Origin of the sequence: Xanthobacter variabilis (assembly GCF_043831965.2) — a bacterium.
GTDB lineage: Bacteria > Pseudomonadota > Alphaproteobacteria > Rhizobiales > Xanthobacteraceae > Xanthobacter.
Genome location: NZ_CM195533.1, coordinates 379,837 through 402,932 on the forward strand (window position 1 = coordinate 379,837; position 23,096 = coordinate 402,932).

The 23,096-nt window shown below is 67.9% G+C and carries 17 protein-coding genes; 13 read left to right on the forward strand and 4 right to left on the reverse strand.

The genetic code is table 11. The features are described from left to right. The first annotated feature begins 15 nt into the window (after positions 1-15). The gene (ubiB, locus tag V5F26_RS01660; protein WP_394946768.1) at positions 16-1,584 is read left to right on the forward strand and encodes a 2-polyprenylphenol 6-hydroxylase; all 1,569 of its coding nucleotides are present in this window, start codon (positions 16-18) and stop codon (positions 1,582-1,584) included. A 1,545-nt stretch (positions 1,585-3,129) separates the two neighbouring features. Here the strand turns inward: ubiB and V5F26_RS01665 are convergent. Beyond that, the gene (locus V5F26_RS01665) at positions 3,130-3,543 is read right to left on the reverse strand and encodes a Ros/MucR family transcriptional regulator (protein ID WP_234051124.1); all 414 of its coding nucleotides are present in this window, start codon (positions 3,541-3,543) and stop codon (positions 3,130-3,132) included. Positions 3,544-3,865: 322 nt separating this feature from the next. Between V5F26_RS01665 and msrB the strand changes: the two genes are divergently transcribed. Further along, positions 3,866-4,375, forward strand: coding sequence for a peptide-methionine (R)-S-oxide reductase MsrB (gene msrB / locus V5F26_RS01670; protein ID WP_234051125.1), 510 nt, complete (start codon positions 3,866-3,868; stop codon positions 4,373-4,375). Continuing rightward, positions 4,362-6,485 (forward strand): S9 family peptidase, encoded by a 2,124-nt coding sequence (locus tag V5F26_RS01675; RefSeq protein WP_394946769.1) that lies wholly within the window; start codon positions 4,362-4,364, stop codon positions 6,483-6,485. The genes msrB and V5F26_RS01675 overlap by 14 nt, the downstream gene beginning before the upstream one ends. Before the next feature lie 43 nt (positions 6,486-6,528). Here the strand turns inward: V5F26_RS01675 and V5F26_RS01680 are convergent, their stop codons facing one another. Further along, a complete protein-coding gene (locus tag V5F26_RS01680) occupies positions 6,529-8,229 on the reverse strand; it encodes a M10 family metallopeptidase (protein WP_394946770.1) in 1,701 nt (566 codons plus the stop codon). 296 nt (positions 8,230-8,525) lie between these two features. Here V5F26_RS01680 and V5F26_RS01685 point away from each other — a divergent pair, with 296 nt between their 5' ends. The 7 genes from V5F26_RS01685 to mraY all read left to right on the forward strand — a co-directional run bounded on the left by V5F26_RS01685 (position 8,526) and on the right by mraY (position 17,115). Beyond that, positions 8,526-8,999 (forward strand): division/cell wall cluster transcriptional repressor MraZ, encoded by a 474-nt coding sequence (locus tag V5F26_RS01685; RefSeq protein WP_234051128.1) that lies wholly within the window; start codon positions 8,526-8,528, stop codon positions 8,997-8,999. Further along, on the forward strand, positions 8,996-10,033 hold the full coding sequence (gene rsmH / locus V5F26_RS01690; protein ID WP_234051129.1) for a 16S rRNA (cytosine(1402)-N(4))-methyltransferase RsmH: 1,038 nt from the start codon (positions 8,996-8,998) through the stop codon (positions 10,031-10,033). The genes V5F26_RS01685 and rsmH overlap by 4 nt, the downstream gene beginning before the upstream one ends. 5 nt (positions 10,034-10,038) lie before the next feature. Continuing rightward, positions 10,039-10,671 carry a cell division protein FtsL gene (gene ftsL / locus V5F26_RS01695; RefSeq protein WP_234051130.1) on the forward strand — a complete coding sequence of 211 codons (633 nt, stop codon included), beginning with the start codon at positions 10,039-10,041 and terminating at the stop codon, positions 10,669-10,671. 331 nt (positions 10,672-11,002) lie between these two features. Further along, the gene (locus V5F26_RS01700) at positions 11,003-12,730 is read left to right on the forward strand and encodes a peptidoglycan D,D-transpeptidase FtsI family protein (protein ID WP_394056393.1); all 1,728 of its coding nucleotides are present in this window, start codon (positions 11,003-11,005) and stop codon (positions 12,728-12,730) included. A gap of 174 nt (positions 12,731-12,904) precedes the next feature. Further along, positions 12,905-14,386: a UDP-N-acetylmuramoyl-L-alanyl-D-glutamate--2,6-diaminopimelate ligase gene (locus tag V5F26_RS01705; RefSeq protein WP_394055941.1), complete on the forward strand. Its 1,482-nt coding sequence runs from the start codon at positions 12,905-12,907 to the stop codon at positions 14,384-14,386. Then, on the forward strand, positions 14,383-15,816 hold the full coding sequence (locus V5F26_RS01710) for a UDP-N-acetylmuramoylalanyl-D-glutamyl-2,6-diaminopimelate--D-alanyl-D-alanine ligase (protein ID WP_394946771.1): 1,434 nt from the start codon (positions 14,383-14,385) through the stop codon (positions 15,814-15,816). Before V5F26_RS01705 ends, V5F26_RS01710 begins: the two co-directional genes overlap by 4 nt. A 213-nt stretch (positions 15,817-16,029) precedes the next feature. Then, positions 16,030-17,115: a phospho-N-acetylmuramoyl-pentapeptide-transferase gene (gene mraY, locus V5F26_RS01715; protein WP_234051134.1), complete on the forward strand. Its 1,086-nt coding sequence runs from the start codon at positions 16,030-16,032 to the stop codon at positions 17,113-17,115. Positions 17,116-17,188: 73 nt separating this feature from the next. Here mraY and V5F26_RS01720 read toward each other — a convergent pair whose 3' ends face one another. Next, complete coding sequence (locus V5F26_RS01720; protein ID WP_234051135.1) at positions 17,189-17,407, reverse strand: YgaP family membrane protein; 219 nt, start codon at positions 17,405-17,407, stop codon at positions 17,189-17,191. A 201-nt stretch (positions 17,408-17,608) separates the two neighbouring features. On the opposite strand from V5F26_RS01720, the gene murD reads away from it, so the two are divergent. Continuing rightward, entirely contained in the window at positions 17,609-19,180 is a 1,572-nt protein-coding gene (murD, locus tag V5F26_RS01725) for a UDP-N-acetylmuramoyl-L-alanine--D-glutamate ligase (RefSeq protein WP_394946772.1), read from the forward strand. Positions 19,181-19,227: 47 nt separating this feature from the next. On the opposite strand, the gene V5F26_RS01730 is transcribed toward murD, so the two are convergent. Next, complete coding sequence (locus V5F26_RS01730) at positions 19,228-19,911, reverse strand: TetR/AcrR family transcriptional regulator (RefSeq protein WP_394946773.1); 684 nt, start codon at positions 19,909-19,911, stop codon at positions 19,228-19,230. A gap of 383 nt (positions 19,912-20,294) precedes the next feature. Here V5F26_RS01730 and V5F26_RS01735 point away from each other — a divergent pair, with 383 nt between their 5' ends. Beyond that, positions 20,295-21,737 (forward strand): efflux transporter outer membrane subunit, encoded by a 1,443-nt coding sequence (locus tag V5F26_RS01735; RefSeq protein WP_394946822.1) that lies wholly within the window; start codon positions 20,295-20,297, stop codon positions 21,735-21,737. A 90-nt stretch (positions 21,738-21,827) separates the two neighbouring features. Beyond that, positions 21,828-23,084, forward strand: a complete 1,257-nt coding sequence (locus tag V5F26_RS01740) for an efflux RND transporter periplasmic adaptor subunit (RefSeq protein WP_394946774.1) — start codon at positions 21,828-21,830, stop codon at positions 23,082-23,084. Positions 23,085-23,096 lie beyond the last annotated feature (12 nt).

A 23,096-nucleotide genomic window follows, 5' to 3' on the forward strand; every position in this document is an offset into this window, starting at 1 on the left:
TGAAAGGCGCTCGACGTGATTTTCCTTCTCGCCGATGCGGCGCGGCTCGTCCGCGCCGGCTACGTGCTCGCGCGCGAAGGCGTGCTTTCGCTGGTGTCGCCGGCGGCCGCGCCGCCGCTCGCCCGGCCGGCCCTGCGCATCGCCCGGCTCATCGCCCGGCGCGATGCGGGCAGCCGCTCGGCCCGCTTTTCCGCCGCTTTGTCGCGGCTCGGCCCTTCTTATGTGAAGCTGGGCCAGTTCCTCGCCACCCGGCCGGACGTGGTGGGCCCCACCGTCGCCCGCGACCTGGAGGTGCTGCAGGACCGCATGCCGGCCTTTGGCCAGGAGGCGGCCGAACGGATCGTCACCGACGCCTTCGAGCGACCGGTGAACGAGGTGTTCCCCGTGTTCGGCCCACCGGTGGCGGCCGCCTCCATCGCCGAGGTGCACAAGGCCGAGGTGGTGGACCCCGACGGCACCCGCCGCGATGTGGCCGTGAAGGTGCTGCGCCCGGGCATCAGCCGGCGCTTTTCCGCCGACATGGCCAGCTTTCGCCGGCTCGCGGAATTCGGCGAGAACACCTTTGCCGAGGCCCGGCGGCTGCGGCTGACCAGCGTGGTGGACACCATGGCCCGCTCGGTGGCCATGGAAATGGACCTGCGCCTGGAGGCCGCCGCCTATGCCGAGCTGGCCGAGAACACCCGCGAGGATCACGACCTGCACGTGCCCGAGGTGGATTGGGACCGCTCCACCCGCGACGTGCTGACCACGGAATGGATCGACGGCATCAAGCTCTCCGACAAGGAGGCCCTCATCGCCGCCGGCCATGACCTGAAGGACATTGCGCGCATCGTGATGCAATCGTTCCTGCGCCAGGCCATGCGGGACGGCTTCTTCCACGCCGACATGCACCCCGGCAACCTGTTCGTGGACGCACAGGGCCGCCTGGTGGTGGTGGATTGCGGCATCATGGGCCGCCTGGGCCTCAAGGAGCGACGCTTCCTGGCGGAGATCCTCTACGGCTTCATCACCCGCAACTGGCGCCGCACGGCGGAGGTGCATTTCGAGGCGGGCTACGTGCCCTTCCACCATTCCGTGGACGATTTCGCCCTCGCCATCCGCGCCATCGGCGAGCCCATCCACTCCCGCCGCGCCGACCAGATCTCCATGGCGCGCCTCCTCGCCCTGCTGCTGGAGGTGACCGCCCTGTTCGACATGCAGACGCGGCCCGAGCTGCTGCTGCTGCAGAAAACCATGGTGGTGGTGGAAGGCGTCGCCCGCTCCCTCGACCCGCAGCTGGACATGTGGAGCACCGCCGCACCCGTGGTGGAGGACTGGATCACCCGCAATCTCGGCCCGGTGGGACAGCTCCAGCGCGCCGGCCTCAGCCTGGGCGAGGTGGGCCATTTCGCCACCGAGGTTCCCGCGCTGCTGACCCGCACCGCCCGGGTGGTGGAGCAGCTGGACGAGGCCACGCGCGATGGCATCCACCTGTCGCCGGCCTCGCTGGACGGCATCGGCCGCGCGGAAGCCCGCCGCGCCTTCTGGGGCAACGCTGCCCTGTGGGTGATCGCCCTCGCCTTGCTGGGGCTTTGGCTCAGCTGAAGCGGTCCCGAGCGAGATAGCCGCTCGGGAGAGGCTGCCACATTCGAGGAAGGCAGGACATCAAGGCAGGAGACTCGAGCGCCATTCGATGGGCTGCAGCCGGGTGGCGGCGGTCGGGGCGCGTGGCTGCCTTGACGTGCCCTCAGCGCAGCCCACCTGCATGGCCCCTCCCCGCGGCGGGGCGCGCGGAAAGCGCTGCAGGGCAGAATGAAAGGCTCATCAAGATGCAAGCCCGCGCATCTTGGTCGCCTCTGTCGGGCCGAACCCATCGGCGGTCTCGGGAGCATGTTCCGGGCAGTGACGGTGCCTCCCCCAGCCCCGCGTGGATCGCCCCTCCCCCGCCGCGGGGCGCATGGAAAGTGGTGAATGGTGGAATGAAGGCCCCTCTCTATCGAGAGAGGCCAAGCCCCCCGCCATCTTGGTCGCCTCAGGCGCACGGGGCCCATCGGCCGTCTCCAGAGCGCACCTCGTTACCGGTGACGGTGTTTTCCTCTGGGCCCGCGCGCATCGCCCCCTCCCCTGCCGCGGGGCGCATGGAAAGCGGGGCGGGGCGGAATGAAAGGCCCGTCCGAAAGAGAGCCCGCGCCATCTTGGGCGCCTCTGTCGGGCAGGGCCCATCGGCCGTCTCCGGATCACGTTCCGTTGGCAGTGACAGCGGCTTTCTCCCGGCCCCCGTGGATTACCGCTGCGCCACGAGGCGCACGGAAAGCGGTGCAGGGCAGAATGAAAGGCTCCTGATGATGCGAGCCCGCGCATCTTGGCGCCTCAGGCGGACGGGCCCCATCGGCCGTCTCCAGACCACGCGCCGGTACCAGCGACAGGCGGCACGCCTTCCACCACCAGCGATAACGCCCCCTCGCAACGTGGTGAGCGCAAGAGTTTCAAACAGCGCCGCGATGCCCCACCGGAGTGCCCGCGCTATGGCGCCGAACGCTCAGGGGCTTGAGCAGGAACCGGAGCGCATGAATAGGGGTCACCGGCCATGATCCTGTCAGCGAGGATCCGGTTCGCGGTGATGCCGCGGCGCCGGCCTGTCTCATCCGCCCTGCGCGGAGCAACTCAAGGCGGCGGCGAGGCACCGTTCGCCAAGCGTGGCGCAGCCAAGTTCGCCGATGAGGCCGCGGCGGCTCCCCATTCGCCACACCCGCCGACGGGAAATGCGGACTGGAGCGCGGCCCGAGGCGCGGCAGCCAGCGGAGCTCTCCGGCGCGGGGCAAAGGCGGTAAGGCTGAAAGAGTCCCGCTCGTCGAAGTGCCCTGGCACTCGGGAGAACATAAGATGCGCTCGGCGCGCAGCGCGCGGGCGGAGGTGGTGGATACCGACACTCTTGGCACGCCAACGCAGCGTGAAACTCAGGCGCCACAGTCTTCGAAGAGCAGTGGGGCAAGTCTCTGAAGGGTGCAGGGGGAGCGCATGTCATGCGGTCCGAAACATAAAGGCGCGTATGCGTCACCTGCCCGCTCCGCCGGGCCTCTACGGCGACGCGCCACATCCGCCCCGGCGGCTGGCGCGGCCGGGGCGATAGGAGCGATGGCGGACCGCGCCTCAGCCGCCGCGGCGCTGCTGGCCGAGGCCCATCTGCTTGGCGAGCTCGGAGCGCGCCGCCGCATAGTTCGGCGCCACCATGGGGTAGTCCGCCGGCAGGCCCCACTTTTCCCGGTATTGCTCAGGCGTCATGTTGTACTGCGTGCGCAAGTGACGCTTGAGCGACTTGAACTTCTTTCCGTCCTCGAGGCACACGATGTAATCGGGCGCCACGGACTTCTTCACCGGGACCGCCGGCTTGAGCTGCTCCACCACGGCCTCGGTCTCGCCCGTGGAGATGCGCTGCAGCGCAGCGTAAACATCGTTGATGAGCACCGGCAGTTCCGCCGCCGCGACGGAATTGTTGCTCACGTAGGCGGAGACGATGTCCGCCGCCAAGGCGACAAAGGAATTTTCTTCCATTTCTTCGGTCATGGCACTTTCTTTTTGCCTGTGACGAGAACCACACCCAAGCTGCGGAACGCAGGCCGGGGACCTGCGGCAGCCGGTTCTTTCCCACCCCGAAACGGGCGGCCCGCTTCGATTCGGTGGCATACAGCAATGTATAGGTGTTAAGTTCGCACGCACGCAAATGCAAGTAGAAATTCAGAAACCGTCATGTACTTTCAAGTTGGACTTGGTCCCTTCCTTCTCTGCATTTGCCAGACCTCGCCCCCGCCCGGCCGGCAGAGCGGCGCGCATGCCTTGCCAGTGCGGGAAGGGATGCCTACCTGAAGGCAAACACAGCGGGGTTTTCATGCCCAACACCCTTCCCGACCCAAGCTCCAAGCCGCAGGTGCCCCAGGACGACGCCCAGGATGCACCGAAGGACACCCCCACGGGCACCGGCCCGGCCAAGGTCACCAAGAGCGAAACGGAATGGCGCTCCTGCCTGACGCCCGAGCAATTCCGCATTGCCCGCGAGCACGGGACCGAGCGCGCCTTCACCGGCCCTTATTGGGACGAGAAGCGCACCGGCCTTTATCGCTGCGTGGCCTGCGGCGCGGCCCTGTTCCGCTCCGAGGCCAAATATGATTCCGGCACCGGCTGGCCCAGCTTCTTCTCCCCCGTTTCCGCCGAGGCGGTGGTGACGCACGAGGATACCTCCCACGGCATGCGCCGTATAGAGGTTCGCTGCGCCCGGTGCGACAGCCATCTGGGCCATGTTTTTCCCGATGGGCCGCAACCCACGGGCCTGCGCTTCTGCATGAACGGAACCGCCCTTTCCCTGGAAACCGATGAAGGACAGCCCCATGACGGCGCCTGAGGCCCCGCGCGCCGCGCGCCACCCCTCCTCCCGCACCATTCATGGCGTGACCCTTACCGACGATTACGCCTGGCTGCGCGCCGACAATTGGCGTGAGGTGATGCGCGACCCCGCCGTGCTCTCAAGCGAGATCCGCACCTATCTCGAGGCGGAAAATGCCTATGCGGATGCCTATTTCGCCCCGCTGGCGGACCTGCGCCGCGCCCTGGTGGTGGAGATGCGGGCCCGCATCAAGGAGGATGATTCGACCGTCCCCGCGCCCGATGGCGCCTTCGCCTATTACAGCCGGCATCGGGAAGGCGGCCAGCACCCCCTCGCCTGCCGCAAGGCGATGCCGGACGGGGCCGAGCAGATCATCCTCGACGGCGACCTGGAGGCCAAGGACAAGGCCTATTTCCATCTCGGCCACTGGCGCCACACGGCGGACCATCGGCGCTTCGCCTTCGCCGCCGACGAGCAGGGCTCCGAGCTCTACGGCATCCGCATCCGTGATCTCTCCACAGGCGCCGACCTGCCGGATGTGATCGCGGAAACCACCGGCGACCTGCTGTGGAGCGCCGACGGCAACGCGCTCTATTACATCCGCCGCGACGCGGAGCATCGCCCCTCCAAGGTCTACCGCCATGTGCTGGGCACGGCACCGGAGGCTGACGCGCTGATCTATGAGGAGCCCGACAAGGGCTTCTTCGTCTCGCTGGCGGAGACGCAATCGCGCGCCTTCGGCCTCATTTCCTGCGGCGACCACCAGACATCCGAGGTCCATCTTCTCGACCTCTCGAACCCGGATGCGCGCCCGCGCCTGGTGGCGGAGCGCAGCTCGGGCGTGCGCTATGAGGTGGAGCATCACGCGGGCCTGAGGGGTGAGGACACGCTCGTCATCCTCACCAATGCGGACCAGGCGGAAGACTTCAAGATCGTCACCGCCCCCACAGCCGCCCCCGAGCGGCGGAACTGGCGTGATTTCGTGCCCCATGCGCCGGGCCGCATGATCCTCAGCCACACCGTGTTCGCACGCTTCATGACACGGCTGGAGCGGGAGGGCGGGCTGCCGCGCATCATCGTGCGCGACCTGGAAAGCGGCGCCGAGCATGCGGTGGCGTTCGATGAGGAAGCCTATGCGCTGGGGCTGTTCCCCGGCTTCCCGTTCGACACCCGCGAGGTGCGCTTTACCTACGCCTCCATGACCACGCCGTCTGAGGTGTGGTCCTATGACATGGCCAGCCGGGAACGGGCGCTCTTGAAGCGCCAGGAGGTTCCCTCGGGCCATGATCCGGCCGACTACGTCACCCGGCGCATCTTCGCCCCGGCGCCCGATGGCGAGATGGTTCCGGTGTCCCTGCTCTACCGCAAGGGCACGCCGCTGGACGGCACGGCGCCGCTGCTGCTGTATGGATATGGAGCCTACGGCATCACCATACCGGCAAGCTTCTCCACCAGCCGGCTTTCGCTGGTGGACCGCGGCTTCATCTATGCCATTGCCCATATCCGCGGCGGCACGGACAAGGGCTGGCGCTGGTATTCGGATGGCAAGCTCACCCGCAAGACCAACACGTTCACCGATTTCATCGCGGTGGCCGACCATCTGGTGCGGGAGAAATTCACGACGCCGGCGCGCATCGTCGCCCATGGCGGGTCGGCGGGCGGCATGTTGATGGGCGCGGTGGCGAACATGCGGCCAGAACTGTTTGCGGGCATCATCGCGGAAGTGCCGTTCGTGGACGTCCTCACCACCATGCTGGACGACACATTGCCCCTCACGCCACCGGAATGGCCGGAATGGGGAAATCCCATTTCCGATCCCGATGCCTTCACCCGGATCCGGCGCTATTCACCGGTGGATAATGTGCATGCGGCGGCCTATCCGGCCATCTTCGCCCTTGCCGGGCTCACCGACCCGCGGGTGACCTATTGGGAGCCGGCCAAATGGGTGGCGCGGCTGCGCGCGTTCAACACCTCGCATGCCCCCATCCTGCTGCGCACCAACATGGATGCCGGCCATGGCGGCGCCTCCGGCCGCTTCGACCGGCTGGATGAGGTGGCCCTGGTCTACGCCTTCGCCCTGAAGACCGTGGGCGCGCTCACCCCGGCGCGGGCGCCAGAGCCCGCCTGAGCAAGCGGAAGTGGAGAAGGGCCCAACGCCCTTCTCCACGACTTCATACGATGAGACTGCTGGATGAGTAGGTGAAGCCGCTGCCCACGGCGATCACAAGATCCGCCCGGGAGTCGCCGTTCACATCGCCCTGCAGCAATCCATTGGCCAGCCGCAGCTCCCCGGCGGTGCCCGAGAAGGCCGAAGAGCCCACATAAACGAAGGCGTCATTGACGCCGCTGTTGGTTGTGTTGGCGTCGATGGCCGAGAGGTTCAGCCGGTCCCCTGCGGCGGTGGAAAAATCCGTCAGGGTGTCATAAGTGCTGCGGTTTGAATCGGACACGGTGGTGTAGACGAAGGTGTCTCGTCCGCTGCCCCCCGTCAGGGTATCGGCGCCCACCCCACCGGTGAGAGTGTCATTGCCGCCCCCGCCCCACAGCCGATCATTGCCGCGACCGCCGGTGATGGTGTTGCTGAAGTTGTTGCCGACCCCGGTGAAGGACGACGAGCCGGTATAGATCAGGCGCTCCACGCTGGTGCCGAGCGTATAGCGCGAGAGGGTCGTGCGGACCGTGTCGAAGCCCTCGCCCGCCACTTCGACCACGACATCACCAATGGAGTCCACGTAATAGGTGTCGTCGCCGGCACCACCGGTCATGCTGTCGCTGCCGGTGCCTCCCTCAAGAAGGTCGTTGCCAACGCCACCGACGAGCCGGTCGTTGCCATCTTGGCCATAGAGCCTGTCATTGCCGGCACCGCCATCGAAAATGTCATTGCCAGTGCCACCAAGCAGACGATCATCGCCGCCGTAGCCATAGAAGGTGTCATCGCCAGCATTGCCATAGATGACATTGACATAACTGTTTCCGATGAGGCGGTCATCGCCGGATCCACCATTCGCATTCTCGATGATGACACCGAGAGCGATACCGATATTGCCGGTGAGGCCGCCAATATTTGAGAATCGGCCCGCGCGCAGATCAATGAGCTGGTTCACCGCATAGCCGGAGGCATTGAGCGTGTCGGTGCCGGCATCGTCCACGATCGTGTAGCTCGGCGCCTCGCTGTAATTGGCGAAGTCGTAGAGCGCGGCGGTGGCGCCGAGGACGGTGGAATTGAACCCATAGACGGTATTGCCGGCATGGGTGGTGCCGCGCCCGTACATGGCGCGGACGGCATAGATGTCCGCCATCATGGGCGTCATCACAAAGCGGTAGCTGCCCTGCCCCGCCTCTTCCTGGCTGAAATAGGACATGACCGTCATCTGCCAGGAATCGTTGGCATAGATGGCGTCAGTCGCATAGGTCCCGCTGCCGTCATAGGGCCCGGCATGGCCGAGCCCGAGGGCGTGGCCGATCTCATGGATGAAGGTCTGGAAGGTATAGCCGTCGACGCTGCTGTCGCCGCCTTCCCAATTGGCCGCCACGTTGACCGTCGCCGCGGTGATGGATGAGCCGGAGCTCCACCACTGGCAGAAGGCCCCGCTCTGGTTCTGCGTGAACGAGATGGTCGCCGCGCCCGTGGTTTCCGTGAAGCTGATGTCGCAAATGTCCGACCAGGTGGCCAGAGCCAGCCGCGCGAGCCCCGCCCGCTGGGCGCTGAGGCCGGTCAGGTTCACGGTGATGGGCGTATCGGTACCGGCGATCGTCAACCCGCCATTGGTCCCGAAGCGCAGATAATCGGAGATCTGCTGCACCGAATAGGTCGGCAGGCTCGCCGCCGCATACACGGCGGTTCCCGCCGCCTGAGCCTCACTGATGGACATGCATCCCTCGCCGCCACGGACATCGTTGAAGCGCGAACCTAGCAGATTCCCTCCCCCGACGTTCAGCAACCACGCACCGGCCCTCCAACTTGGCCCGGCCGACCGCCGGTCGGTCGGTGAAACCACGCGCCATCTTCCCGCCAATGCCCATCCCGCTCCATTGACGCCCCATGATTTCCCATGTTAACCCATCATTACCCAAAACATGATGGGCGGCCTTCTGGTCGTCGCCGGGCGCGTCCTCCTTCGGGAGAGGCCTGGAAATGGGGAGGCACCCCGGCGCCGAGGAGCGCTCCATGGACCGCTTCGTGTCCACCTACACGATGCGTCTTGACGCCAAGGGGCGGGTTTCCATCCCTGCGCCGTATCGCGCGGTGCTGGTGAAGGACGGCGCGGAGGGCCTCTACTGCCATCCGAGCCTCGCCGAGCCCGCGCTGGATGCGGGCGGCAACCGGCTGATCGGCGAGATCGACGCGCTGATCGACCGCTACCCGCCCTATTCCGAGGAGCGGGAAGAGCTGGCCGCCGCCCTCTACGGCACCAGCGAGACCTTACGCATCGACCCGGAAGGCCGGGTGGTGCTGACCGAAACGCTCAAGGCCCACGCCGGCATCACCGATCAGGTCGCCTTCGTGGGGCTCGGGCATAAATTCAGGATCTGGGAACCGGAGCGGCTGAAGGTGCATCTCGCGGAGGCCACCCAAAGGGTGCGCGAGCTGCGCCGGGCCATCGGCTCCCGCGCCTCGAACCCAGGGAGCAGCACGGTATGACGACGGGCCACGGGGTCGGCCCCACCGACGCCGTAGGCGGACCGGCCCGTCATCTTCCCGTAATGCTGAAAGAGGTTCTGGCGCACCTCGCGCCGAAGGATGCCGGCACCTATGTGGACGGCACCTTCGGCGCCGGCGGCTACACCTCCGCCATCCTCGCCGCCGCCGACTGCCGCGTGCTCGCCATCGACCGTGACCCCACCGCCATTGCCGGCGGACAGGCCCTGGTCGCCGCATCGGGCGGGCGCCTGACCCTGGTGCAGGGCCGCTTTTCCGAGCTCGACAGCCTCAGCGCCGAGGCGGGATTCGTCCCGCTCGACGGGGTGGTGCTGGATATCGGCGTCTCCTCCATGCAGATCGACGAGGCCGAGCGCGGCTTCTCCTTCCGGCGCGACGGGCCGCTGGACATGCGCATGGGCGGCGACGGGCTGTCCGCCGCCGACGTGGTCGCCACGATGGACGAAGTGCGCCTCGCCCACATTATCTGGGCCTTCGGGGAGGAGCGCCAGTCGCGCGCCATCGCCCGCGCCATCGTCAAGGCGCGGGAGGAGACCCCCATTACCCGCACCGCGCAACTGGCGGAAATCGTGTCGCGGGTGGTGCGCTCCAAGCCGGGCGAGATCCACCCGGCCACCCGCACCTTCCAGGCCCTGCGCATCGCCGTGAACGAGGAGCTGAACGAGCTGGTGGAAGCCCTGGCGGCGGCCGAGCGGGTGCTGAAGCCCGGCGGCCGGCTTGTGGTCGTCACATTCCACTCGCTCGAAGACAGGATCGTTAAGACTTTTCTGGCAAACAGGGTAAAGGCACCGTCCGCGTCGCGTCATCTGCCGCTCGGAGAGGGGCCGGAGCCCGCCTTCCGCCTGGTGGCGAAGGGCGCGGTGGAACCCGGTCCCGACGAAGTGGCAGAGAACCCGCGCGCAAGGTCCGCGAAGCTTCGCGCGGCCGAACGCACGCTCGCTCCGGCGCATCCGGGCGGTGACCTGATGGGGCTGCTACCGGCCCCCTCACCGCAACGGCATGGGCGGAGACGCTAAAGAGAATGTTTCGAGTCGCCAACATCTTGATGGTCGGCGCACTCCTGGTGACCGCCGCGGTGGTGTACCAGCTCAAATATGCCTCCACCGCCGAGGCCGAGCGGCTCGCCACCCTGCGCAGCCAGATCCGCAAGGAGCGCGACGCCATCGCCGTCATGCGCGCCGAATGGGCGCGCCGTACGTCACCCTTCTACATTCAGGGGCTGGTGGAACGTCACCTGGACCTGAAGCGGCTGGACGTGGAGTCCATCTCCGAGTTCGACGACCTGCCCCCCAAGCCCGCCAATGGCGGCGACGGGATCGGCGGCATCATCGAGGCGCTGGAGGATGCTCCGCTCGTCACCTCCTCCACCGGCAAGGCGTCGACGCCCATGCCCAATGGAGGGGCCCCCGCGGCCGCCGGAAATACGGGCGCCGCCAGCATTCCGGCCACCTCGGCCATACGCCCCAAACCCGCGCCCAAGCCGCAGGCCACACCGGTGGCTTCGGCGGGCGCGCCCCTCACCACCGGCAGCATCGCTCCGCGTCAGCCGGCGGCCCCTCGCCCCGCACCCGCAGCACCACCGCCAGCGGCCGAAAGCGGAGGCGAGGATTCCCCGGTCGCCACCTTCTTCAAAGGTTTCCTGAGCGTGCGCTGACGAGGTCGCCATGTCCGAGAACATGTCCGAGAACAACACCGACGCCACGCTTGGCCCCGATTCCGCCCACGCCGAGCAGGTGCACGGCGACGCCCACGCGCCGCTGCCACCCGAGCCTAAGGTCTCGCTGGGCGACGCCCTCAACGGCGCCGCGATCCTCGCCGGCCGCGCCCTCGCGGGCGGTGGCGTGAAGGCCGGCGGGCGCCTGGGTGGCGCGGCGCTTTGGGTGGCGCGGGCCCTGGAGCGCGGCATCGAGGCCGTGGGCGCGCTCGCCGTGCGCCTGGTCACCGGCATCGGCAAGCTCAGCTTCCGCAGCGTGGCCGGGCTTGGGATGCTGGCCTATCTTGGCGCGCGCAAGTTCGCGCGCGGCCTGCTGGGCCTCGACCGCGGCAGCCCGGACATGGTCGCGCGGGGCCGCATCAAGCTGCTGATGGCGGGCTTCTGCCTGGTGTTCGTGGCCATTGCCGCGCAGCTCACCCACCTTGCCCTCACCTCCGACCCCGGCGCCACGCGCGGGCGCGGATCGGACGCGGTGGCCTCGGCACGGCCGGACATTATCGACCGCAACGGCGACATCATCGCCATCGATGTGAAGTCGCCCTCCTTGTTCGCCGAACCGCGCCGGCTGCTCGACCCCGACGAGGCGCTGGAAGGCCTGATCAAGATCCTGCCCGACCTCGATGTGGAAGAGACGCGCAAGCGCCTGAATTCCGGCAAGGGCTTCGCCTGGCTGAAGCGCGAGATCACCCCGGCGCAGCGCCGCGCGATCCATCGGCTGGGCCTGCCCGGCATCGGCTTCCTCAGCGAGAATCGCCGCATCTATCCGGATGGGCCCATCCTGTCCCACGTCATCGGCGGCGTGAACGTGGACAACCAGGGCATTGCCGGCCTTGAAAAGTGGATCGACGGGCGCGGCCTCTCCGACCTGCACCTGGCGGGCTTCGCCACCGACCGCCAGCAGGAGCCGGTCCAGCTCTCCATCGACATGCGCGTGCAGCACGCCGTGCGTGACGAGCTGATTCGCGCCAAGGACAAGTTCTCCGCCCTCCACGCCATGGCGGTGGTGACGGACGTGAATACGGGCGAGATCATCTCCATGGTCTCGCTGCCCGACTTCGACCCCAACGTGCCTGGCAATCCGGCCAGCGACGCCTACCTCAACCGCCTCACCACAGGCGTCTATGAGATGGGCTCCACCTTCAAGGCCATGTCGTTCGCCATGGCGCTGGATTCCGGCAAGATCGGCCTCAACTCCACCTTCGACGCCCGCGCGCCGCTGCATTTCGGCCGCTTCAAGATCTCCGACTATCACGCCGAGAACCGGGTGCTGTCGGTGCCCGAGATCTTCCTGGTGTCGTCCAATATCGGCACCGCCAAGATGGTGCTGTCGCTGGGCGTGGAGGCGCACAAGACCTTCCTGCGCAAGATGGGCCAGCTTACCCGCCTGCGCACCGAGCTGCCCGAGAGCTCCCAGCCCATCGTGCCCCGGCACTGGGGCGAGGTGAACTCAGCCACCATCGCCTTCGGCCACGGCCTTTCGGTCGCCCCGCTCCAGGCGGTGATGGCGGTGAACTCCATGGTGAATGGCGGCTATCTCATTCCCCCCACCTTCCTCAAGCGCGACCAGGAAGAAGCGCAGAAGGTGGCCACCAAGGTGCTGAAAACCGACACCTCCGACAAGATGCGCTACATCATGCGCCTCAACGCGGAGAAGGGCACCGCCAAGAAGGCCGACATTCCCGGCTACATGGTGGGCGGCAAGACCGGCACCGCCGAGAAGGTGGTGAACGGCCACTATGCCAAGCACAAGCTGCTCACCTCCTTCACAGCTGTCTTCCCCATGGACAGGCCGCAATATCTGGTGCTGGTGATGCTGGACGAGCCGCAGCCCGCCCCCGGCACCTACGGCTTTGCCACATCGGGCTGGAACGCGGCGCCCACCGCCGGCGCCATCGTGGAGCGCATCGCGCCCATGCTGAACGTGGCGCCCCGCCAGAACCTGCCCACGGCCGAGCAGATGCTGCGCACCCTGGCGCCCAAGGTCGCGGACCGGCAGTGAGCGCTCTTCCGGCCGACACCGGGCCGCGAGCGGCGACCGGGCCTTTCGCCTTGCGGGAAGGCCCGCCGGCCCGGTTCGGCGCGCCCCGGCAGGAGTGCCCGCGGCCTCATTCCCATTCCCTGGGGTGACAGCCCGTCACCTCAATGCCATGAACAGCAGCAAGAGGAGGCTCCGATGACAGACCACACCCTCGGATCGCTCCTCGGCGGTCACGCCCGTATCCTGGCCCCCCACGCCTGCGCCCTCCGCATCGAGGGCGTGACGGCGGACAGCCGCAAGGTGAAGCCCGGCTTCCTGTTCGTGGCGGTGCCCGGCACCCATGCGGATGGCGCCCGCTTCATCGCCGACGCGGTGGCGCGCGGGGCTACCGCCGTGCTCATGGAGCCGGTGGCGCCCCTTCCCACCCAGGCCGGGGGGAGCGCCTATCCCCACGTCTCGTTCGCCTTCTCGCTCGATGTGCGCCGCTCGCTGGCGCTGGCAGCGGCGCGCTTTTTTCCGCGCCAGCCCCAGGTGATCGCCGCCGTCACCGGCACCGCCGGCAAGACCTCAGTCGCCTATTTCCTGCGCCAGATCTGGGAGCGGCTGGGCCACAAGGCCGCCTATCTCGGCACCATCGGCCTCGTGACGCCAGACGGCGCCACCTATGGCAGCCTCACCACCCCCGATCCGGTGGAGCTGCACGCCATCCTCGACGACCTCGCCGGCAAGGGCGTGACTCACATGGCGTTGGAAGCCTCCTCCCACGGGCTCGACCAGCGCCGGCTCGACGGGGTGCGGCTTTCCGCCGGCGCCTTCACCAATCTGGGCCGCGACCACCTGGACTACCACCCCACGGTGGAAGCCTATTTCAAGGCCAAGCTGCGCTTGTTCACCGAGCTTCTGCCCATGGAGGCCACCGCCGTCGGCGTGCTGGACGCGCCCTATGCCGCCACCGCTTTGGCCTGGGCGGAGACGCGCGGGCTCAAGACCCTGTCCTTCGGTGACGATTTCGCCGGCGCCACCATTGAGGTGCTGGACGTGAAGCCGGCCGGCGCCAGCCAGATCATCCGCTTCGGCGACGGCACGGAGATCGCCCTGCCGCTGGCGGGGCGGTTCCAGGCCGACAACGCTCTGGTGGCCGCCGGCCTCGCCATCGCCTGCGGGGCCGAACGCAAGGACGCGATGGCCGCCCTCTCCCACCTGAAGGGCGTGCCGGGACGGCTGGAGCGCATCGGCCACGCCCCCGCCCACCCCGTCTTCGTGGACTATGCCCACAAGCCCGAGGCCCTCGCGGCCGTGCTCGACACCCTGCGCGGCGCGGTGAAGGGACGGCTCATGGTGGTGTTCGGCTGCGGCGGCGACCGCGATCGGGGAAAACGCCCCATCATGGGCGCAATCGCAGCGGAAAAGGCCGACCTCGTCATCGTCACGGACGACAATCCGCGCAGCGAGGACCCCGCCGCCATCCGGGCCGAGATCCTCACCGCCGCCCCCGGCGCGCGGGAGATCGGCGACCGGCGCGAGGCCATCCGCGCCGCCGTGGCGATGATGCAGCCGGGCGACGCGCTCGTGGTGGCGGGCAAGGGCCACGAGACCGGCCAGATCACGGGTGGACAGACACTGCCGTTCTCGGATGCGGCGGAGGTTCTCGCCGCCCTCGCGGAGGTTGGAGCATGAGTACCGGCGCGCGCCGCCTTTATCGCCTCGACGAGATCACCCAGGCCATGTCCGCCACGCCGCGCGGACCGGTGGGCGACGTTTCCGGCATCTCCATCGACAGCCGGACGCTGACGCCCGGCGACGCCTTCTTCGCCATCATGGGCGAGAATTCCGACGGCCACGATTATGTGGAAAGGGCCATCGCCGCAGGCGCCACCCTCGCCGTGGTGGCCCGCGACAAGGCGGATCGCTTCGGCCCTGATGCCCCGCTACTGCTGGTGGACGACGTTCTCGGCGGCCTCACCGCCCTTGCCCGCGCCGCGCGCGCCCGCTCCAGGGCCGGCATCGTGGCGGTGACGGGCTCGGTGGGCAAGACCACCACCAAGGAAGCGCTGCGCCTGGCGCTGGGCGCGGATGGCGAGACCCACGCCTCCGCCGCCTCCTACAACAATCACTGGGGCGTGCCCCTCTCCCTCGCCCGGCTGCCGGAAGAGGCGCGCTACGGCGTGTTCGAGATCGGCATGAACCATCCCGGCGAGATCACGCCGCTGGTGAAGCTGGTGCGGCCGCAGGTGGCCATCATCACCACCGTGGAGCCGGTGCACATCGCCCAGTTCTCCGGAATCGAGGAAATCGCCGACGCCAAGGCCGAGATCTTCGACGGGCTGGAGGCCGGCGGCACCGCCGTGCTCAATCTCGATAATCCCCTGTTCGCCCGCCTGAAGGCATCCGCGCAGGCCAAGGGCGTCGCCCGCATCGTCACCTTCGGCGAGAGCGAGGGCGCGGACGTGCGGCTGGAAACCGTCTCGCTGCAGCCGGCCTGCTCGGTGATGGTGGTGGACGTGCTGGGCACGCGCATCACCCTCAAGGTGCCCATGCCCGGCCGCCATGTGGTGCAGAACATGCTCGCCGTGCTGGCGGCGGCAAAGCTGCTGGGCGCGGACCTGGCGCTGGCCGCCATCGGCATTTCGCGCCTTACTCCGCCGCCCGGACGCGGCGTGCCGATCCAGCTGGCGGTGAAGGGCGGCGCGGCCACCCTCATCGACGAGAGCTACAACGCCAACCCCGCCTCCATGCGCGCCGCCATCGACGTGCTCAGCCGCACCCCGGTGGGGCCGCGCGGCCGGCGCATCGCCGTGCTCGGCGATATGCTGGAGCTGGGCGACGGCGCCGCCGCCATGCATGCGGGGCTGGCCCAGTCCCTCAAGGAGGGCCGCATCGACATTGTCTTCTGCTGCGGGCCGCTGATGCACGCGCTGTGGCAGGCCCTGCCGCCCGAGCGGCGCGGCGGCTATGCCCAGCACGCCACCCATCTTGAACCCATGGTGGCCGCGGTGGTGCGCGCCGGGGACACGCTGATGGTGAAGGGCTCCAATGGCAGCCGCATGGGGCCGCTGGTGAAGCGCCTCTCCGAGCGTTTCCCCGCCAGCGAGGATGCGCTGCTCTAGACTTTTTCCCCGTTTCACAGAATCGGGGAAATGCTCTAGCTTGTTGAGTTAACGCGTTTTCTTCACGCGAACCCGTATCCACCTCGCGCGAAAACGCTCAAGTACCACCCGTCTCATTGCCGGGCTTTGCGTTCCGTCCAGGCTTTTTGATCTCACGCATTTTCTTCACGCGAACCGGTGTCCACTTCGCAGGAAATGCTTCGAGGATGACCCATGCTTCAGTGGCTCGCCGAACTCCATCAGTCGCTTCCCGCCGTCAACGTGTTCCGCTACATCACCTTCCGCACCGGCGGCTCGGTGGTGACGGCGCTCCTGTTCGTGTTCCTGTTCGGCCCGTCCATGATTTCCACCCTGCGGCTGAAGCAGGGCAAGGGCCAGCCCATCCGCACGGACGGACCCCAGTCCCACCTGCTCACCAAGAAGGGCACGCCGACCATGGGCGGGCTCATGATCCTGTCGGGCATCGTGGTGGCGACACTGCTGTGGTCCAACCTCGCCAACCCCTATGTATGGGTGGTGCTGCTGGTGACGCTCGGCTTCGGCATGATCGGGTTCTATGACGACTACCTGAAGGTGACGAAGCAGACCCACAATGGTCTTTCCGGCAAGACGCGCCTCGCCATCGAAGCGGTCATTGCGGGTGTTGCGGTCATTCTCATCATGAATGTCGGCAAAGCGGGGCTTTCGACTTCAGTCTCCTTTCCCTTCTTCAAGGACCTGCTGCTGGACCTTGGCGTGTTCTTCGTGTTTTTCGGGGCTTTCGTCATCGTGGCCGCTGGCAACGCGGTGAACCTCACGGACGGGCTGGACGGGCTTGCCATCGTGCCGGTGATGATCGCCTCGGGCACGTTCGGTTTCATTGCCTATCTCTCGGGCAACGTGGTGTTCGCCGACTATCTGCAGATCCACTATGTGGCCGGCGTCGGCGAGCTGGCGGTCATCTGCGGCGCGGTGATGGGCGCGGGCCTGGGCTTCCTGTGGTTCAACGCGCCGCCGGCCCAGGTATTCATGGGCGATACCGGCTCGCTGGCCCTGGGCGGCCTGCTCGGCACCGTGGCGGTGGCCACCAAGCATGAAATCGTACTCGCCGTGGTGGGCGGGCTGTTCGTGCTGGAAGCGGTTTCGGTGATCGTGCAGGTGGCGTCCTTTAAGCTCACCGGCAAGCGCGTGTTCAAGATGGCGCCCATCCACCACCATTTCGAGCAGCTCGGCTGGACCGAGCCGCAGGTGGTGATCCGCTTCTGGATCATCGCCGTGGTGCTGGCCCTCATCGGCCTCGCCACCCTGAAGCTGCGCTGAACGCGCCCTTCCCGAAAACGAAAAAGGCCCGGTGGAGCGATCCACCGGGCCTTTGTCTTGATGGGGCCGCGACCTACTTGTCGCAGGTCTTGATGCCGACCAGCACATAGGCCGGGCAGAAGCGGAAGACGGCCGTGAGCAGCATCACGAGGCCCACCGCCCCAATCAGCCACGCCCAGCCGCCCAGCCCCGCGAGGGCCGGAACGGAACCGCCCACGAACGGCACCAGCAGCAAAACGATACCCACGACAAACCGCAGCACGCGGTCAATCCCACCCACATTCGGCGTCATCTCAGCCTCCTGATCTCAATTCTACATTCAATGTTTTTAATGTAGCTCGCTGTCAATGCCTCTTTTCCCGAAGGTCACTTCGTCGCGGCGGCCGGCTTCCCGCACAACGAACAGCGCTTCCCTCGCGGCGCCGCCGGGATTAGACGAGAGCACGACCGGCCAGCCGGCTCCTGATTGCGCCAGATCGAGAATTTGCCAGCCATGACTCCCGTCACCGTCTTCAAGGATCAGACCGTCGCCCTTTTCGGGCTCGGCGGCTCCGGGCTCGCCACCGCACAAGCGCTCCAGGCGGGGGGCGCCCATGTGGTCGCCTATGATGACGCGGAGCCCCAGCGCCGCAAGGCCGGCGAAGCAGGCATCACGGTCCAGGACCTGCACGACATCGACTGGACGGTGGTCCAGGCCCTCGTCCTTTCGCCGGGCGTGCCGCTCACCCACCCCAAGCCCCATTGGTCAGTGGACCTGGCGCGGGCAGCGGGGGTCGAGGTGATCGGCGACATCGAGCTGTTCTGCCGCGAGCGGCAGGCGACCGCCCGGCGATCGCCCTTCATCGCCATCACCGGCACCAATGGAAAGTCCACCACCACCGCCCTCATCACCCACATCCTGAGGGTGGCCGGGCGCGACGTGCAGATGGGCGGCAATATCGGCACCGCCATCCTCTCCCTCGCCCCGCCCAAGAGCGGGCGGGTGCATGTGGTGGAGTGCTCTTCCTACCAGATCGACCTTGCCCCCTCCATCGACCCCTCGGTGGCGGTGATGCTGAACATCACTCCGGATCATCTTGATCGCCATGGCAGCATCGAGAATTACGCGGCGGTGAAGGAGCGCCTCATCACCGGGGTCGAGGGTGGCGGCGCCGCCATCATCGGTGTCGACGACGACTTTTCCGCCGCCATGGCAGACCGCGCCGAGCGCGCGGGCAAATATGTGGTGCGCCTGTCCATGCGCCGGCCCTTGGCCGACGGCATCTGGCGCGAGGGTGAGACGCTTGTGGTGTCCGAGGGCGGGGCCGAGCGGTTCCGCCTGAATCTCGGCGGCATCGGCTCCCTGCGCGGCGTTCACAATGCGCAGAATGCGGCCGCCGCCTATGCGGCCGCCCGCGCCGTGGGCGTGGCGCCGGAAATCATCGCCGTGGCCATGAAGCGCTTTCCGGGCCTCGCCCATCGCATGGAGCAGGTGGGCACCAAGGGAAACGTGCTGTTCGTCAATGACAGCAAGGCCACCAATGCCGATGCCACCGAGCGGGCGCTGGTGAGCTTCCAGGATATTTTCTGGATCGCCGGCGGCAAGCCCAAGACCGGCGGCATCACGCCCCTCGCCCCCCATTTCGGGCGCGTCGCCAAGGCCTATCTCATCGGCGAGGCGGCGGAAGCGTTCGGCGAGACCCTCGGGCCGGCGGTGGCGCATGAGATCGTCGGCACCCTCGACAAGGCGGTGGCCGCCGCCACGCGGGACGCGGAAGCCTCCGGGCTGGAACATCCGGTGGTGCTGCTTTCGCCGGCCTGCGCGAGCTTCGACCAGTTTCCCAATTTCGAGGTGCGGGGTGATGCCTTCTGCGATCTCGTGAAGGATATTTCCGGGGTGGAGCTGCTTCCGCGTGCCACCCCACCCGTCGCCCAGCAGGAGCCTCCCCGCTCCGGCCATCCGGGCATGCCGCCCCACGGCATGCCGAAAGGCATGGGGCATCCGGGAATGGGGCATCCGGGGGGTCACCCCGGTGCGGGCCATCCCGGCGGCGCGCCTCACAAGGGCCCCGCCGGCACCCCCTGATCCGTCAGGAAACCCGCCGCCAAGAGGCCGCTCTCAAGGGCCGCCGATCAGCGCGGCAAGGTCCCCTTCAGGAACAGCCGCACGCAGCGCCGGATATGGGTTCGGCGCGCGGCGGTGTCCGGCTTCTGGGGCTCACCATCGGCCTTGGGCAAATCGGCGCCGAACATCATGTCCATGAGGATGCGGGCGGTAGCCGTGGCGTCCTCCACCACCAGGCACCCGGCTGCCGCCTGCGCCGCAAGCCAGGCGGCCAGCTCCGCCCGCGAGGGATCGGCGCCAGCCTGCTCCAGGATCTGGTGCAGCTCGGGGAAAAGCGGCCCCTCCACCAGCACCAGCCGCAGCAGCGCGCGGCGCGCGTGGTCCTCCTGCTCGGTGAGATCCACGCGGAAGATGGCTTCCAGCGCCGCGTCGAGGGGCAGGTGCGCGTAGTCACCCGGCAGCGCCAGCATGCTTTGCCGGTGCGCGTCCACCACCGCGGCGAACAGGTCTGCCTTGCCGGGAAAGAAACGGTAGAGGGTGCGCTTCGACATGCGGCATTCCGCCGCCACCGCGTCCATGGTGGTTCCGCCATAGCCCGTGTGCAGAAACAGGCGGTAGGCGCCGGCCACAAGGGCGGCACGCTGCGCGGCATCGCTCGCCGCCTTCGGCCGCCCGGGTCCCCGCCGCCCGGCGGGCGAGCTGGAAACGTTCTGAACGGCACCAGGCACCTTGACAGGCTTGGCCGGACGCATTCACCTCCCCCCGAGATTGACAGCGGCACGTGCCGACAATATGGGTAATTTAAAGTTTCCTAAATCGAGTCTCCAGTGATTTGTCCTTGCCTCCTTGGTCACGGCCTGAGGGCGGAGGTTTTGGTCGAAGGTTACCCGCACTGTCAGCGCACGCTTCGGATGCCACCGGCCTCCGGCGGAGACCGTAATGTCGTGCCTGCCCCGAGGGTGAGAGCCGCGTGACTCAGTTTACCCCCATTGCTTCCGGTGCTCGCCGTTCCGCCCGACGCCACCCGCTCGCGTCAGCGCCGCGGTGCGACAGCGCGCCTGAACGCCTTTGCGCACAGGCGGTACCGCCGCGCGCGCGTCCGCTCCTTGCGCTCGCCCCCGGCCCGCTCCTGTGCCTGCTTCTGGCCGGCTGCTCGGTGGGGCCGGACTATGCCACGCCCTCCTTCGACCTGCCCGCGCGCTGGCAGGACCAGAGCGGCATGAAGAAGGAGCCTGCCGCGCCCCAGCTCGCCCATTGGTGGGAGCGGATGAAGGACCCGACCCTCAACGCCCTGATCAACACCGCGGTCGCCGGCAACCTGGACGTGGCCACCGCGAAGGCGAAGATCCGCGAGGCGCGCGCCACCTATCGCCAGCAAGTGGGCGGCCTGTTCCCCCAGGTGGACTTTTCCGCCTCCGCCACGCGGGGGCAGAACGGCTCGCGCGTGGGCAGCGGCGGCGACATCACCGTGGGCGGCCTTTATACGGACTATCAGGCTGGCTTCGACGCCTCCTGGGAGCTGGACCTGTTCGGCGCCAACCGGCGCGGCGTGGAAGCCGCGGGCTTTGCCGCCCAGTCGGCGGAGGACGACCTGCGTGGCACGCTGCTGACCTTGGTGGGCGACATCTCCTCCAATTATGTGGCCGTGCGGGGCTATCAGGCCCGCATCGCGCTGGCGCAGCGCACCGCCGCCTCCCAGCGCGAGACGGCCGCGCTCACCCGCACCAAGCTTGAGGCGGGCGCGGTTTCCGCCGTGGACCTGTCCAACGCCACCGGCCTTGCCGCCTCCACCGAGGCCAATATTCCCGAGCTGAAATCGCAGCTGGCCCAGAGCATTCATCGCCTGAGCGTGCTCACCGGGCAGCCGCCGTCCGCCCTGGCGGCGCAGCTCAATCGTGGCGGCCCCATTCCCAGCCCGCGCAACCGGGTGTCGAAGGGCGTGCCCGCAGACGTGCTGCGCAACCGGCCGGACGTGCGCCAGGCCGAACGCACCCTGGCCCAGTCCACCGCCCTCATCGGCCAGGCAGAAGCGGCGCGCTATCCGGCCATCAGCCTGACCGGCAACATCAATACCGACGGCACCAAGGTGGGCGATCTGGTGCGGGGATCGGCCATCAGCTGGTCCTATGGACCCACCTTGAGCATTCCCGTCTTCACCGGCGGCCAGCTCAAGGCCGCCGTGGAGGTGGCCGAGGCGCAGCGCGACCAGAACTTCCTGGCCTACCACGCCGCCATTCTCACCGCGCTTGAGGATGTGGAGAATGCCAGCGTCGCCCTGAACCAGGAGCGGGTGAAGGCCGGCAAGCTCTCCGAGTCCGCCTCCTCCTACCGGGAGGCGGCGCGGCTCGCCCGTTCGCTCTACCAGAACGGCTCCACCAGCTTCCTGGAGGTGCTGGACGCCGAGCGCTCGCTCTATTCGGCGGAGGATTCCCTGCTGGTGAGCCGGGTGGCCATCGCCACCGACTATGTCGCCCTCAACAAAGCCCTGGGTGGCGGCTGGGATGGCGCCATGGACGTGACCACCCCCGCCGTGGTGGACACCAATACCGGCCCGCATTTCTCCCAGATTCAACAATGAGACGCCCGTGCCTTCCTCTCTGATGCCGCGCGCGGCCGCACCCTCCAGGCCCCTCCCCTCGCCCCTCCCCTCCTGCCCCGGGAGGCGCTCATGAGCCCCGCGCAGCTCAATGGGGCCCGTTCCGGGCGGCGGCGGATCATCGTCATCGGCGCGCTGGTCATCGCCGCGATCATCGGCTTCCTGCTCATCAAGGATTCCCTGTTCGCGCCCGAGCCGGTGAAGATGATGACGGCCCGCGTTACCCGCGGTACGGTCGAGGAAACCGTGCTCGCCACCGGCACCCTGAAGCCGGCGAAGCTGGTGGCGGTGGGCGCGCAGGTTTCCGGCCGCATCACAGCCATCAAGGTGAAGCTGGGCGAAACCATCCGCCAGGGTGACCTGGTGGCCGAAATCGACTCGGTCACCCAGCAGAACGCCCTGCGCACGGCGGAAGCCTCCCTGGCCGCCGTGCACGCCCAGAAGGCCGAAAAGGAGGCGAGCCTCGTGCTCGCCCAGCAGACCCTGGCGCGCCAGAAGAAGCTGGTGGCGCAGACCGCCGTCTCCCAGGCCGATTTCGAGAGCGCCGAGGCCGAGGTGGCCACCACCCGGGCCCAGATCGCGGCGCTTGAGGCCCAGATTGCAGAGGCCGAGGTGGGGGTGGACACCGCCCGCGTCAACCTGGGCTACACCCGCATCACCGCCCCCATGGACGGCACCGTGCTCTACATCGTCAGCCAGGAAGGCCAGACGGTGAACGCCGCCCAGACCGCCCCCACCATCATCATCCTGGGCGACCTCCAGACCATGATGGTGCGCGCCGAGATTTCCGAGGCCGACGTGGTGAATGTGAAGGCCGGGCAGAAGCTTTTTTTCAACATTATCGGCGAGCCCGACCGGCGCTATGAGGCGACGCTTGAATTCATCGAGCCGGCGCCGGAATCCATCACCAGCGACAGCGCGGTTTCGACATCCTCCACATCCAGCACCAGCAAGTCCTCCTCATCATCCAGCTCGTCATCCACCGCCATCTACTATAACGGCATCTTCTACGTGCCGAATCCGGAGGGGCGGCTGCGCACCTACATGACGGCGGAGGTGCACATCATCCTCGGACGAGCCGCGGACGTTCTCACCGTCCCGTCCATCGCCCTCGGCCCGCGCCAGCGCGACGGCAGCCACACGGTGCAGGTGCTGGAAGCCGACGGCCAGGTGACCAGCCGCGCCGTCGAGGTGGGGCTGAACAACAAGACCCGGGCGGAGATCAAGAGCGGCCTCAAGGAGGGCGAGACCGTGGTCACCGGCCAGCTCTCCGGCACCGGCGCCCCCAATGCCACGCGGCGGATGCCCCCGCCCCCCATGGGCCTGTGACGGGGGGTGCGC

What these genes read in the sequence shown, in the direction of transcription:
- V5F26_RS01665 (WP_234051124.1), bottom strand. Translation starts at nt 3,543, where the DNA reads ATGACCGAAGAAATGGAAGAAAATTCCTTTGTCGCCTTGGCGGCGGAC.
- msrB (WP_234051125.1), top strand. Translation starts at nt 3,866, where the DNA reads ATGCCCAACACCCTTCCCGACCCAAGCTCCAAGCCGCAGGTGCCCCAG.
- V5F26_RS01675 (WP_394946769.1), top strand. Translation starts at nt 4,362, where the DNA reads ATGACGGCGCCTGAGGCCCCGCGCGCCGCGCGCCACCCCTCCTCCCGC.
- V5F26_RS01680 (WP_394946770.1), bottom strand. Translation starts at nt 8,229, where the DNA reads ATGTCCATCAGTGAGGCTCAGGCGGCGGGAACCGCCGTGTATGCGGCG.
- V5F26_RS01685 (WP_234051128.1), top strand. Translation starts at nt 8,526, where the DNA reads ATGGACCGCTTCGTGTCCACCTACACGATGCGTCTTGACGCCAAGGGG.
- rsmH (WP_234051129.1), top strand. Translation starts at nt 8,996, where the DNA reads ATGACGACGGGCCACGGGGTCGGCCCCACCGACGCCGTAGGCGGACCG.
- ftsL (WP_234051130.1), top strand. Translation starts at nt 10,039, where the DNA reads ATGTTTCGAGTCGCCAACATCTTGATGGTCGGCGCACTCCTGGTGACC.
- V5F26_RS01700 (WP_394056393.1), top strand. Translation starts at nt 11,003, where the DNA reads ATGCTGGCCTATCTTGGCGCGCGCAAGTTCGCGCGCGGCCTGCTGGGC.
- V5F26_RS01705 (WP_394055941.1), top strand. Translation starts at nt 12,905, where the DNA reads ATGACAGACCACACCCTCGGATCGCTCCTCGGCGGTCACGCCCGTATC.
- V5F26_RS01710 (WP_394946771.1), top strand. Translation starts at nt 14,383, where the DNA reads ATGAGTACCGGCGCGCGCCGCCTTTATCGCCTCGACGAGATCACCCAG.
- mraY (WP_234051134.1), top strand. Translation starts at nt 16,030, where the DNA reads ATGCTTCAGTGGCTCGCCGAACTCCATCAGTCGCTTCCCGCCGTCAAC.
- V5F26_RS01720 (WP_234051135.1), bottom strand. Translation starts at nt 17,407, where the DNA reads ATGACGCCGAATGTGGGTGGGATTGACCGCGTGCTGCGGTTTGTCGTG.
- murD (WP_394946772.1), top strand. Translation starts at nt 17,609, where the DNA reads ATGACTCCCGTCACCGTCTTCAAGGATCAGACCGTCGCCCTTTTCGGG.
- V5F26_RS01730 (WP_394946773.1), bottom strand. Translation starts at nt 19,911, where the DNA reads ATGCGTCCGGCCAAGCCTGTCAAGGTGCCTGGTGCCGTTCAGAACGTT.
- V5F26_RS01740 (WP_394946774.1), top strand. Translation starts at nt 21,828, where the DNA reads ATGAGCCCCGCGCAGCTCAATGGGGCCCGTTCCGGGCGGCGGCGGATC.